12 protein-coding genes are annotated in these 13,120 nt (G+C 31.4%); 4 read left to right on the plus strand and 8 right to left on the minus strand.

Annotated features, from left to right (window positions below):
* Positions 1-53: 53 nt before the first annotated feature.
* The gene (locus H0I32_RS00215) at positions 54-1,607 is read right to left on the minus strand and encodes a DEAD/DEAH box helicase (RefSeq protein WP_179313097.1); all 1,554 of its coding nucleotides are present in this window, start codon (positions 1,605-1,607) and stop codon (positions 54-56) included.
* Between the two features lie 384 nt (positions 1,608-1,991).
* Between H0I32_RS00215 and H0I32_RS00220 the strand changes: the two genes are divergently transcribed.
* Together H0I32_RS00220 and H0I32_RS00225 are read left to right on the plus strand one after the other, a co-directional pair.
* Positions 1,992-2,879 carry a M23 family metallopeptidase gene (locus H0I32_RS00220; protein WP_246293579.1) on the plus strand — a complete coding sequence of 296 codons (888 nt, stop codon included), beginning with the start codon at positions 1,992-1,994 and terminating at the stop codon, positions 2,877-2,879.
* Positions 2,880-2,943: 64 nt separating this feature from the next.
* Complete coding sequence (locus H0I32_RS00225) at positions 2,944-5,166, plus strand: type IA DNA topoisomerase (protein WP_179313096.1); 2,223 nt, start codon at positions 2,944-2,946, stop codon at positions 5,164-5,166.
* A gap of 24 nt (positions 5,167-5,190) precedes the next feature.
* On the opposite strand, the gene H0I32_RS00230 is transcribed toward H0I32_RS00225, so the two are convergent.
* From H0I32_RS00230 to H0I32_RS00250, 5 genes are all read right to left on the minus strand, one after another.
* Positions 5,191-5,664 (minus strand): GyrI-like domain-containing protein, encoded by a 474-nt coding sequence (locus H0I32_RS00230; RefSeq protein WP_179313095.1) that lies wholly within the window; start codon positions 5,662-5,664, stop codon positions 5,191-5,193.
* Positions 5,665-5,776: 112 nt separating this feature from the next.
* A complete protein-coding gene (locus H0I32_RS00235; protein WP_179313094.1) occupies positions 5,777-6,370 on the minus strand; it encodes a fasciclin domain-containing protein in 594 nt (197 codons plus the stop codon).
* Between the two features lie 182 nt (positions 6,371-6,552).
* Positions 6,553-7,011: a cold-shock protein gene (locus tag H0I32_RS00240; RefSeq protein WP_173589102.1), complete on the minus strand. Its 459-nt coding sequence runs from the start codon at positions 7,009-7,011 to the stop codon at positions 6,553-6,555.
* Positions 7,012-7,174: 163 nt separating this feature from the next.
* A complete protein-coding gene (locus H0I32_RS00245; RefSeq protein WP_179313093.1) occupies positions 7,175-7,636 on the minus strand; it encodes a hypothetical protein in 462 nt (153 codons plus the stop codon).
* 1 nt (position 7,637) lies between these two features.
* Positions 7,638-10,109, minus strand: coding sequence for a zinc-dependent metalloprotease (locus H0I32_RS00250; protein ID WP_179313092.1), 2,472 nt, complete (start codon positions 10,107-10,109; stop codon positions 7,638-7,640).
* A 133-nt stretch (positions 10,110-10,242) separates the two neighbouring features.
* Between H0I32_RS00250 and H0I32_RS00255 the strand changes: the two genes are divergently transcribed.
* The gene (locus tag H0I32_RS00255; protein WP_173589099.1) at positions 10,243-10,539 is read left to right on the plus strand and encodes a DUF3817 domain-containing protein; all 297 of its coding nucleotides are present in this window, start codon (positions 10,243-10,245) and stop codon (positions 10,537-10,539) included.
* Positions 10,532-11,770, plus strand: coding sequence for a mechanosensitive ion channel family protein (locus H0I32_RS00260; RefSeq protein WP_173589098.1), 1,239 nt, complete (start codon positions 10,532-10,534; stop codon positions 11,768-11,770). Before H0I32_RS00255 ends, H0I32_RS00260 begins: the two co-directional genes overlap by 8 nt.
* Here H0I32_RS00260 and H0I32_RS00265 read toward each other — a convergent pair.
* Entirely contained in the window at positions 11,767-12,159 is a 393-nt protein-coding gene (locus H0I32_RS00265; protein WP_179313091.1) for an acyl-CoA thioesterase, read from the minus strand. The two genes, H0I32_RS00260 and H0I32_RS00265, sit on opposite strands and share 4 nt — an antisense overlap.
* Positions 12,160-12,198: 39 nt before the next feature.
* Entirely contained in the window at positions 12,199-13,092 is an 894-nt protein-coding gene (locus H0I32_RS00270) for a DUF72 domain-containing protein (RefSeq protein ID WP_173589096.1), read from the minus strand.
* Between the last annotated feature and the right edge of the window lie 28 nt (positions 13,093-13,120).

Below are 13,120 nucleotides of genomic sequence, written 5' to 3' on the forward strand. Positions count from 1 at the left end.
TTCTTGGACAAGAACTATTTTATTATTTTTTAATCTCAGAGCTTAATATTGTCTTAATCTTCAGGGGGGAAACCATGTATTTCTTCAAATTTCTCATCAAAATTAGTTCTTAAATAAGAACTTAATTTTTTCTGATAATCATCTTTTAACCATTTTAAGAAATTATAGGTGCTTCTACTGATACATTTTGCATAAGTTTCTATACGTTGATTAATGTCATCTTTCAATAGTTTAGATAAAGCTAATGCATCATAAACATCTTCACTGTTTTCAATACAGATTTTAGCATGATGCTCTATAGAACGTTCAAGAACTACTTTTGAAGATTCACCTGCAACCACAGCGTCCTTATACGTTTGTTTAATATCAAAATATGTATCTTCAGACTTAGAAAATTCTTTTTTTACTTCCTCAGATAAGTCGTGCTTAAAGTTAGATTCAATTGCTTCATCATCTTTAATACGATCTGCATAAAAATTGGGGGACTTAAAAATTGTTTGCCAATCTAAATCAGCACCCCAGGGTCCAAATCTATGTAAGTTGTTTCCTAAGTCAATCGTTGTGAATTTCGATTTATTATTTAAAATACGAGATCCACGACCAATCATTTGGTAATATAAGGTCAATGATTTTGTGGCTCTATTTAATATAATAGTATCAATTGTTGGCTCATCAAAACCTGTTGTTAAAATACTTACAGAAGTTAAAATCGCATCTGGCGTCTCATGAAACCATTGTAAAATCTGTTTACGTTGTTTTTTTGTAGCTGTATTATCTAAATGCATAATAGGTAAATCTGCTTCTTTAAAAGCATAATATACATTTATAGATGTATTAATACCATTATTAAAGATAAGTGCTTTTTTACCTAGTGAATGTCTTTTATAAGCATCAACTAATTTTTGCAACATTGAAGGACTTGAGTATAAATCTTCAGAAGACTTTACCGTATAATCACCATTAGAACCAATCTCTAAAGATGTTAACCCCATATCATAAGCATAAGTTTCAGCTCTAGCCAAAAACTCATTTTCAATAAGGTTTTCAATCGTTTCACCTGTAATAAGTTCGTCATAGTTATCCTTCATCGGTAACTCTTTATTAGAACTTAAAGGTGTTGCAGTAACTCCTAAAATAAATGATTTTTCAAAAAACTTAAAAAGCTTTGTAAAAGAATTATAATGCGCCTCATCAATAATCACCAATCCAACATCCGAAATATCTAAAACACCATCATTTAATCTGTTGTTTAAGGTTTCAACCATGGCTACAAAACAAGAATAATCACCTTGATCATCTAAATTAGCCTTACTATTCACCACTTTATTAGTCACACCAAAGCCATTCAACATTTTAGCTGTTTGGTTACAAAGCTCAACCCTGTGCGTCATTATTAACACCTTTTTATTGTGATGTTTTAAATATTGACGTACCATTTCAGAGAAGATTACCGTTTTACCACCACCTGTTGGTAATTGATAAAGCAAGTGATAATCATCACGTTCCGTATCAAATTTTTCAAAGATTTGATTAATAGCTCCTTGTTGATAGTCATATAATTCTTTATCCGTTTTCTTTTCTTGAAGAGCTTGACTTGCTTGAGACATAAATTTAGTTTCGAAGATTTGAAGATTTAAATGAAGCTGCAAATTTACAACACTTTAAGACACAAAAAAAGCTTCAACCCAATAGTTGCTTTATAAACTTAATATGAAATATTAATTTTTAGGTGCATAATTTTTCTTTTTTAAGATTTATGCTTTCATTAACAAAGCGTGTTTTTTGAAGATTCTTTTTACAAAATTCATTCTGTCACAAGCATTTATACTCAATAGAGACAAAATCTAAAACCTTAACAAAATGTTAATCAAGATTACTATTTATGATAAAAAAATAATGGCATAATAATTATTTTATATTTGCGTTTCAAATGCTAGAAATCATCAATCCCCTCTATGAAACAGCTTCTTTTTTGCTTTGCCTTTATTTGCATGGCTTCTTTTTCATTCGCTCAACAAGATTCACTTGCCAATTTTATAAAAATAGAATTACCAACCGTTAACTTTAATAAAAGTAACATACCAGAAACTATTGAAATCCCTTTAGTTACTTTAAATATTGATACCATTGATATTAAAGCTGAAAATTGGGATAATTTTGTATTTAACCCTTATCGTAATGATCTTCATGCCTTTCCGTTAGAAATTAAATTTAGCGATAGCACTTACACTTCACCTGTTTTACATAAAAAAGTAATTACCTCTCATTATGGATGGCGAGGAGGACGCGCACACAATGGTATTGATATTGACCTAGTTACAGGAGATTCTGTTGTTGCTGTACTTGACGGCATTGTTAGATTAGCAAAATACGTTAATGGATACGGATACACTGTAGTTATACGTCATTATAATGGAGTAGAATCAACTTACGCTCATTTATCTAAAATTGAAACGAAGGTTAATGATACCATTCAAAGAGGACAATTTATAGCTAAAGGTGGTAATACAGGTAATTCTAGAGGAAGTCATTTACACTTAGAATTAAGTTACAAAGGAGAATCTATTTATCCTGAATATCTTTTCGATTTTTCTCCTAAAAATGAGATTAGATCTCAACATGTTTGGGTAACTCAAAAATGGACCTATGCTAGATTCCATAATTCTAGATATGCCACTGAGGTTAATGTAATAGAATCGGCAGATGAAGCTAAAGAATTAGTAAGATTAGCAAAACTCCCTAAATATTATGTGGTTAAAAAAGGAGATACACTTTATGATATTTCTAGAAAAAATAATACTTCTATTGCCGCATTATGTAATAGCAACGCTATAAAAAAGAGTTCTAAATTAAAAATAGGTCAGAGATTGCTTTTATAGTGCTAAAACCAAAATATAATTTATAAAATTCTGTACTTTTGCGCTTGCAAAAAAATAAGCGAATTTGAAAGTCTGTATTGCCGAAAAACCAAGTGTAGCAAGAGAAATTGCATCAGTATTAGGAGCCACAACAAAGCATGATGGTTACTATGAAGGTAATGGCTATGCAGTAACTTATACCTTTGGACATCTTTGTACGCTTTACGAACCTGTTGACTATAAACCTTACTGGAAGAGTTGGGATCTTAACAACTTACCCATGTTACCAGAAAAATTTGAGGTAAAGGTTTCTAACAATGATGGTATTAAAAAGCAATTTAGAATTGTAAAAAGTTTATTTGACAGAGCAGATGTTGTTATAAATTGTGGGGATGCTGGTCAAGAAGGAGAGCTCATTCAACGTTGGGTGATTAATAAAGCAAATTACAAAGGCAAAGTAGAACGCTTATGGATTTCGTCTTTAACAACTGAAGCGATAAAAGAAGGTTTTAAAAACTTAAAGCCCTCTGAAGATTATGATAATCTTTATTACGCCGGTTTTTCGCGATCCATTGGCGATTGGCTTTTAGGGATTAACGCTACACGTTTATATACTGTAAAACATGGAGGTTACAAACAAGTACTTTCGGTAGGAAGAGTTCAAACTCCTACTCTAGCCATGCTTGTTAATCGTTTTAAAGAGATTGAAAATTTTGTACCACAACCGTATTGGGAATTACAAACACTTTACAGAGATACACTTTTTAGTTATGAAGAAGGTCGTTTTCTTAAAATGGAAGATGGTGAGATTCTGGCAAACAAAGTAAAAGAAGATGAATTTGAAATTGTTTCTACCACCAAAAAGAAAGGAACAGAATACGCCCCTAAGTTATTTGACTTAACAGGATTGCAGGTGTATTGTAACACCAAATTTGGATTTTCTGCAGATGACACGCTTAAGATAGCGCAAAAATTATATGAAAAAAAGGCGGTAACTTATCCAAGAGTTGATACCACTTTTTTACCCAATGATGTTTACCCTAAAGTACAAGGCATTTTATCTAAATTAACTGATTACTCAGCGCTTACAGCTCCTGTACTTAACAAAAAAATTAAGAAGTCTTCAAGAGTTTTTAATGATAAAAAAGTAACCGATCACCACGCTATAATTCCGACAGGAATGCAAACGCATTTACAATACAATGAACAGCAGGTTTATGATATTATTGTAAAACGTTTTATTGCGGTATTTTATGACGATTGTAAAGTTTCGAATACAACTGTCATTGGAAAAGCTGCAGAAGTTAATTTTAAAACGACAGGAAAAGAGATTCTTTCTAAAGGTTGGCGCGTTGTTTTTGAAACAGAAAAGTCTAACAAAAAAGAAGACGCCTTACTTCCTACATTCGTTAAAGGAGAAAAAGGACCACATCAACCTTCATTTTTAGAGAAACAAACAAAGCCACCTAACCAATTTACAGAAGCAACATTACTACGTGCAATGGAAACTGCAGGTAAACAAGTTGATGATGATGAATTAAGGGATTTAATGAAAGAAAATGGTATTGGTCGTCCATCTACAAGAGCTAATATTATAGAAACCTTATTTAGACGTAAGTACATCAAACGAAATAAAAAGCAGATTCTACCAACTATAACAGGGATTCAGCTTATCGATACCATTAAAAATGAACTTTTAAAATCTGCAGAACTTACAGGAACCTGGGAGAAGCAATTAAAAGATATTGAAAAAGGTAAAATCAGCGCTAGTGCTTTTATAAAAGGTATGAAACGCATGGTTGATGCACTAGTTTACGAAGTAAGAAGCGAACAAGTACAAACCCGTATTTCTGCTGTAAATAACAAAACTACGACGACTTCTAAATCTAAAGCGAAGTCTAAAACAAAACCTAAAACCGAAACACTTGTAGGTAGTTCTTGCCCAAAATGTAAATCCGGTGCTTTATTAAAAGGAAAATCAGCTTATGGCTGTAGTCATTATGGAAAATCTTGTGACTTTACACTACCTTTTAGTTTTGGAGATAAAAAGGTTTCAGAAAAGCAATTTATTAGATTAATAACCAAAGGATCGACTGTAAATTTAAAAGGGTTTAAAATCGATGGTCAAACACAAGAAGGATTAATCAGATTTGATGAGGCTTTCAAATTAAAATTCGAACCTAAAAAAACAGCTATTAAAGCTGGTGATGTTTGTCCTAAATGTAAAACAGGGAAGGTTTTAAAAGGAAAAACAGCTTTTGGTTGTAGCAATTACAAAACAGGTTGCGACTTTAGAGTCAACTTTTAATTCTGAAATAAAACGGACAAAAGATTAAACTATCGGTTTTATAGGAATATAAAAATCTTCTTCAGAATCTGAACTTCCATTTTTATACATCTCACCCATGATTTGAAAATGTGGTCTATTATCAATTGTATAACCTGATTTTGGTAACCATTGTGTCATAATACTTTGATATGTTTTTGAAGCATCCATTCCTTTTTGAAGAAAAACAGCATATTCACCAGCCGGAATTACAAAAGATGACATGCCTTCAGGAATATCTTTAAAATGCGAAACCTCTACACAAGCCCAAATTGTATAATCTACAATGTTTTCAATAGTAGTTTCTTTCGGGAATTGTTGAACTGCTATAAATTCCTCTGAACTTAAATTATTAATTTCTTTTTTTCTAGGCATAAATTTTTGCCATAATTGTGGGATTTTAAAATACTCATCCTTCGTTATTTTTGTTAAAAACCCAACAACTTTTCTCTCTGTACACTTTATAATTCTCGGATGCATTTTGTCTATTTTTCTTGTTTTAAAGGTATAAAAAAAGGCACAAGTTAAAAACTTGTGCCTTCAAGAATTAGTATCAATACCAACCAATCATAATAAACTAATTCTTATTTTATTACATACCTGGTAAAACTACCGTATCAACAACATGAATAACACCGTTAGATTGATTTACATCTGCAATTGTTACCATTGATGTGTTACCAGCCGTATCTTTAAGTACTAAAGATTTTCCGTCCATCATTGCTGTTAGCATTTGTCCATTTACGGTTTTAAAAGTTGCTTTACCCTTACCTTTTTTAATCGCTTTCATAATAGCTTTTCCGCTAAATTTACCCGCAAGCACATGGTATGTTAATACCGCTTGAAGTTTTGCTTTGTTTTCTGGCTTTAATAAAGTTGCCACTGTTCCTTCTGGTAATTTATCGAATGCAGCATTTGTTGGTGCAAAAACAGTAAAAGGTCCATCGCTTTGTAATGTCTCTACTAATTCTGCAGCTTTTACAGCAGCCACTAAAGTTGTATGATCTTTAGAGTTTACGGCGTTAGATACAATATCTTTAGATGGATACATTTCGGCACCACCTACCATTTTTGTTCCTTTTTCCATTTTAACACCTTTATCCATTTTAGATTGTGCCATTACAGTAGATCCAAAAATTAATGTTACTGTTAAAGCTAATGTTGAAATAATTGTTTTCGTTTTCATAAATATGAGTTTTTAATATTAATTATTTCTCTACCTACGAAGAATTAAAAAGGAAGGTTTTAAAAAATTCAACTATTTTATTTAAAACGAAGTATTGTACTAATTATTAAGTTGTAAGATGTAACAAAAAAAGCCATTACAGTTTAAACTATAATGGCTTTTATTATTTTTTGATAAGAATGTTATGCTTGCTTAACTCTTACTGCATTCATTCCACGTTGTCCCTTTTCTAATTCAAAAGTTACTTTGTCGTTTTCTGCAATATCGTCAATAATACCACTTACGTGAGTAAAATGCTTTTCGTTAGTTTCAGTATCGATAATAAAACCGAAACCTTTAGAACTATCATAGAAAGATACCTTTCCTTTTCTAATAGGATCGAACGGTTCTTCGTCTGAATCATCTTTTTGTGGAACACCAAGAACTATATTCTCAGCTTTAACTTTCACCTTCATTGTTGGATCTGGTGGTGTATCTGTAAGGTTACCGTTATGATCTACATAAGCGATAGGGATTCCTTCAGAACCATTTTCATCCCTGTCGAGTTTACGCGCTTCCATTTTCTTGCGCTTGTCTTCTCTCTTCTTTAATCGTTTTTTTTCTTTTTCACTTTTACTAAAAGTCTGTTGTGATTTAGCCATTCGTAGTTTTAAATATTAATATGTGTGTGTGCTTTTGAAAATATCTATAATGCAGACAAGTTAATTAACTTAACAATGAATAGTATTAAAATCTAGAAAAATAACTCAAGAATCGAACTATTTGTGTAGTATATTTTCAATAAACTGGGTACAAATATACAATTTATATCCTTTTAATCATACCAGTTTGTCTAATATTATTAACATCTGAGCTTAAGGTTAAAAAAGCTTTGCCATTTGGCTTTACTTCTATGATAAATTTATCCTTATCTAAATTAAATTCTATAAGCACTGTTTGTTTCTCATCATTAAATGTTACTTCGTAATTTGTAATTTTAGAATTAGAAGTCTTAGTATTATAAGTAAATGAACTCAATGAAGTTAAATATCCTTTTACACTTGTTGTATTTATTTCAAATTGATTTAAATCTTGATCTAGTACTTTTCTATCTTCAGAATTATAAACCACATGACCAACATATTGATAATGTTGAGAATTAATTATAGCTTTCATATTTTGATAGGTAGCCTCAAACCCATCATTTTGAGCTTTTTTGGATTGCGCATTGACATAAAATGATGTTGAAAGACTAAAAAGTACAACTAATAAAACTAATTTTTTCATATTATTTTGGATCTAAAATGTTACTAATTCTTTCAATACCATCTTGATAATGGTATTTGGTTTCTGAGTTTAAATTTCTTTTTAATGCCAAAGTTAATAAACGTTTTACAACATTTAATTCACCTCTTACCAAAGCTCTTACATCAGATTGGTTGACATTAAAATACTGTCTACTACGATTAGGGTTTAAATCTTCTGTCATTAAATTAAACATAGCATCTAAATAAGCACGTTGCAAATTACGTCTAAAAACTGAAACATTAATGCCTGATTTTGATTCTGACCAAATTCCGGTTCTAATATCACTCAATAATTCTAAAGCTGAATAGTTTTTAGCATCTAAAGCATTGTGATCTATCAATCTTCCTAAGCGCTCAAAACTCAATATATTGTTTAAATGACGCGATTGTAAACTTCGCATTCGATCCGTGTAACCAGCGTAATTTATATTTTGAAGAATGGACTTATCAATTAACCAACTTGGAGTTTCAAAAGCATTTTTATGCAACCAAGCCACAGCAGCTTTTTGTTCTGTTTTAGATTCTGGAGTATAAATTACACCTTCTTGCGATGGGTTTTTAGTATCCTCTACTACTCCACCAATATGTGTAACGACATGGCCAATATAACGCCCCCAAACACTTAACAATTCGCCATAAAGCTCTTCTAAATCTTCATAATTATCTGTTTTATCACTTGTCCAGCTGGGAAGGTTTTTAGCAACTATCTTTAAATTTTTAAGTCCATAAGTACTCGCTTTAATACTATTGTTACCAATATCTTCAGTTTGTGCTGTAGGATCAAAACGACTGCTTTGTTTTCCGAATTTATAAATAGGATCTCCTGCTTTTTCAGTAATCCATGCATTTAAAGTTTCCTTTTCATCTTCTGCAGATGTTGCTTCGTCTATATATCTGTATCCATAATTAATTGCATAATTATCATAAGGGCCTAATTGTCTTATAAAACGAATGTTCTCGTCTCCAGGCTGTGCTATATAATTGTAACGCGCGTAATCCATAATGGTTGCAGCAATTCCATTCTTTTGAGTGAATTCACCATCTCTATAACTTTCTACATCATAAGCATAACTTGCACTCATATTATGAGGTAATCCTAAGGTATGACCAACTTCATGTGCAATCACCATTTTCATCATTTCACCAATCTCTTCATCTGGCGTATTTAATGTTCTTGCTGAAGGATTTGCCGCTCCTGTTTCTAACATGTATCGATTTCTGTAAGAACGCAAATGGTTGTGATACCAAATAATATCACTTTCAATTATTTCTCCACTTCTGGGGTCTGAAACACTTGGACCTGTCGCATTTCTAGTTGTACTGGCAACATATCTTACCACTGAATATCTAATATCTTCTGGACTAAAATCTGGATCTTCAGCTTTAGTTGGGGGATCTTTAGCAATAATTGCATTTTTAAATCCGGCAGCTTCAAAAGCTTTTTGCCATAACTCAATACCTTCTTTCATATAAGATCGAAACTTCATTGGTGTTGCAGGATCTAAATAATAAACAATTGGTTTTACAGGTTCTACCAACTCGCCTCTATTATAAGCTTCAATATCTTTTGGAATTAATTTCCAACGTCTTAAATAGTTTTTTTGATCCGATTTTAATTCTTCACTACTATAATCATATTGACTTAACGTAAACCAACCAACACGCTCATCAAAAAGACGGGGTTGCATCGGTGTTTTAGGAAGAAGAATCATAGATTGATTCATCTGTACACTAATCGTTTCATCTCCTGTATTTACTGGTGGATTTGAAGCGTTATATGTAAAATCTTGAATCACTTCTATATTCTCAGGAAAACTCCTTACCGAGTTTATGAAACTTCGAGACTTATCTAAATTCTTCACTTTATAAGACGAACGCAATCTTGAACCTAATCCGCTAATTGATTTCACATCCGAACTATAAAAACTGGTAACATCAATTACAACAGACGACGAATCTTTTGAAAACGCAGCAATATCAAAAGCATATAATATTGGTTCGTAATTATTAGATTTCACTGAAACATTAATAGGTAAACTATCTGACGCCACTGCACTTGAAGATTTTTCTTTAATAAGAATTTTATCTTTAAAACGCTCCCAGTTAATCATTCTAGTATTCGTTTTTGAGCCTGCGTTAACATAGCCTCCACCAAGATTTGCTGGTAATTTGGCAAAACGACTTACTAATAGCATATCTGTATTAAGATGTTCCGTCGGAATTTCAAAATAATACTTATCTCCTACTAAGTGAACATTAAATAACCCCTCATCTGTTATAGCATCTTTAGTAATTACTTTATCGTAATCTTTAATTTTACTTTGACTCTTTTTAGGACTGTCTGTTTTTGCATGTGCGGTTTTAGAAGTGCCTTTTTTACTACTTGTAGATTGCACTGTGGAACAAGACATTAAAACGAATGAACACAAGGCTAAGGATAGAATTTTTCTCATAAATAAAGGTTGGTAAATAGATATTTTGCCTAAATATAAATAATAGAAATTAAGTTTTCATTAATTTCTTAAAAGCTGTTAAATTCTTCTCTTTTTACTTAATTCTAAAGTATTTTTGCACAAATTTAATATCATGTTAAAATTACTGCCTGTTTTTAGGATTATAGCTTTATTAGAAGGTATTTCTTACATCTTATTATTGTTTATAGCAACACCTATAAAATACATCTACGAAGATCCACAATATGTAAAATTATTAGGAATGCCACATGGTGTTTTATTTATGGCTTACGTGGTAATGGCTGTATTAATTAGCAGTGATATGAAATGGACAACACGTACATTTTGGATTGTCTTAATCGCCTCAATACTTCCTTTTGGAACATTTTATATTGATTATAAATACTTAAAAGAATCAAGTCGTGCTTAACATAAAACATCTCTTATACGATTTTCTATTAGAACAAGGTTTATCTGAAGATACTTCAATGTATCTTAATATGCTTGGACTTCTTATTGCATTAGTGTTAGCCGCTTTTATAATCGATTTTATTACCAAACGTTTACTTTGGCAATTTTCGGCAGGAGTTGCTAAGCGGACCAAAACTAATTTCGATGATATTCTTATTGCCAACAAGCTTCCAAGAAATATTGCCCATATTATTCCCTTGCTAATTTTAATAGAATTTGTACCTCAAGTATTTACTGATTTTGAATATGCACAAAATATTATAGAGAAAACCTTAAAGGTTATAACCATTGTACTTACACTTCAAATTATAAGAAGCCTTTTAAGCTCTATAAAAGATTATCTAAAAACTTTAGTAGAGTTTAAAGACAAACCTATTGATAGTTATATGCAAGTCTTTATGATTTTTGCATGGATGTTAGGATTCTTTTCAATTTTAGCTATTATTACAGGCGTTTCTTTTATAAAATTCGCCACAACCTTAGGTGCAGCTTCTGCAGTAATACTACTTATTTTTAAAGATACTATTTTAGGCTTCGTTGCTAGTATACAGGTATCTATTAACGATATGGTTAGAATTGGAGACTGGATAACTTTTGAAAAATACGGAGCCGATGGTGAAGTTACCGAAATAAGCTTAGCCACTGTAAAAGTACAAAATTGGGATATGACTATTACCACAATCCCTACCTATGCTTTAATTTCTGATTCGTTTAAAAACTGGAGAGGTATGAACGATTCTGGTGGACGACGCATTAAACGCTCGGTCATTATTAAAACATCTTCTATCAATTTTCTTAATAACGAAGATATTAAGCGCTTTGGTAAAATAGAATTAGTCTCAGAATATTTAAAAACGCGATCTAAAGAAATTGAAACTTACAATAACGATCACAATATTGATAAATCTGTTTTAATAAACGGCAGAAATCTCACCAATTTTGGTGTGTTCAGAAAATATCTTCAAACGTATATTGAAAATCATTCTGCCATTAATAAAGATATGACTTTAATGGTACGTCAATTAGAACCTACAGCACAAGGTATTCCAATGGAGATTTATGCTTTTAGCAAGGATCAACGTTGGGTAAATTACGAATATATCATTGGAGATATATTTGATCATACATTGGCTGCAGTGTCTTATTTTGATTTAGAAGTTTACGAACTCGCTTTAGGTAAAAACGATTAATAATCTTTTAATCGGTCTTTTACAAATTCTACTTCAACTTTACCATGTGGTGCTGGTTTTCCGTCTGGTCCAAGGTTAACCATCACAATATTATCGATTGTAATTATAGTCTCTCTTGTCATTTTATTTCTAGCTTCACATTTTAGAGCTATTGAAGACTTTCCGAATTTTGTAACTAAAATTCCGATTTCAACGATATCTCCTTGTCTAGCTGATGACATAAAATTTATTTCTGACATAAATTTAGTCACTACTTTAGAGTTTTCAAGTTGAATTACGGTATATAAAGCCACTTCTTCATCTATCCAAGCCAAAAGTTGACCTCCAAATAAACTACCATTAGGATTTAAATCTTCGGGTTTTACCCATTTACGTGTGTGAAATCTCATATTTATTTTGTTTTAAACTTTCGCTATTTATTATTACTATTATAAAAGTGTTTGTTGTGTATTTAAATCTTTATTTGGAATTATTAAATCCATTCCTAATTCTACATTCAATTGTTTTATTAAATACGAAGAAAGCAATGGTGATTCTTCCTCTATATTTTGATGCACAAAGAAGTTTATATCTTTAATACCATTTTCTTTCCAATGTTTTAAACGCTTTACCCAATCGTCTAATCTATCATAATCACTTGGATGATTAGCACCTACATAGCGCACAAAAGCTCTAGAATTTGTTAATCGCATGTGCATAATATCGCGTCTACCTGCGCTATCTACTATAATATTTGAAATATTATTTTCTTCTAAAAGTTGATATAAATCTTCTGCTATGGCTTTATCATTAAACCAATCTGTATGTCTAAACTCAACAGCTAGCGGAATTTCTTTAGGCCAACTTTCTACAAAATTAATAACCTTTTCAAAATCTTTAGGAACAAAATTACTATGCATCTGCAAAAATACACAACCTAACTTTTCTTTCAGATTTATAACACTGTTTAAATAATTATCTACAATGGGATTTATCGTTTCATCCAAACGTTTCCAATGACTAATCTCTTGGTTTAATTTTGGAAAGAACTTAAAATCAGAAGGTGTTTTGTCATACCATTTTGAAAATTGCTCAGGCGGAAAAATTCTGTAAAACGTCGCATTCAATTCAATAGCGTTAAATTGACGAGAATAATATTCTAGTTCATCTTTAGTCCCTTTTGGATAAAACCCTTTTAAATCAGCTTTATTCCACTTAGCGCAACCTACAGAAAGATTAGTTAGCTCTGATGGGTTTTTATGTAACGTTTTTAAGGTATCTAAATGATCAGAGGGTAAAGTGAAATCGATATTACTAGGGTCATCTACACGTCCAAATTTCATATGCAATTTATTTTATTCAAAGATAAAG

The sequence above is a fragment of the Winogradskyella sp. HaHa_3_26 genome, assembly GCF_019278425.1.
Classification (GTDB): domain Bacteria; phylum Bacteroidota; class Bacteroidia; order Flavobacteriales; family Flavobacteriaceae; genus Winogradskyella; species Winogradskyella undariae.

Coding starts and splice junctions, on each gene's coding strand:
- H0I32_RS00215 (WP_179313097.1), bottom strand. CDS start 1,607: ATGTCTCAAGCAAGTCAAGCTCTTCAAGAAAAGAAAACGGATAAAGAA.
- H0I32_RS00220 (WP_246293579.1), top strand. CDS start 1,992: ATGGCTTCTTTTTCATTCGCTCAACAAGATTCACTTGCCAATTTTATA.
- H0I32_RS00230 (WP_179313095.1), bottom strand. CDS start 5,664: ATGCATCCGAGAATTATAAAGTGTACAGAGAGAAAAGTTGTTGGGTTT.
- H0I32_RS00235 (WP_179313094.1), bottom strand. CDS start 6,370: ATGAAAACGAAAACAATTATTTCAACATTAGCTTTAACAGTAACATTA.
- H0I32_RS00240 (WP_173589102.1), bottom strand. CDS start 7,011: ATGGCTAAATCACAACAGACTTTTAGTAAAAGTGAAAAAGAAAAAAAA.
- H0I32_RS00245 (WP_179313093.1), bottom strand. CDS start 7,636: ATGAAAAAATTAGTTTTATTAGTTGTACTTTTTAGTCTTTCAACATCA.
- H0I32_RS00250 (WP_179313092.1), bottom strand. CDS start 10,109: ATGAGAAAAATTCTATCCTTAGCCTTGTGTTCATTCGTTTTAATGTCT.
- H0I32_RS00255 (WP_173589099.1), top strand. CDS start 10,243: ATGTTAAAATTACTGCCTGTTTTTAGGATTATAGCTTTATTAGAAGGT.
- H0I32_RS00265 (WP_179313091.1), bottom strand. CDS start 12,159: ATGAGATTTCACACACGTAAATGGGTAAAACCCGAAGATTTAAATCCT.
- H0I32_RS00270 (WP_173589096.1), bottom strand. CDS start 13,092: ATGAAATTTGGACGTGTAGATGACCCTAGTAATATCGATTTCACTTTA.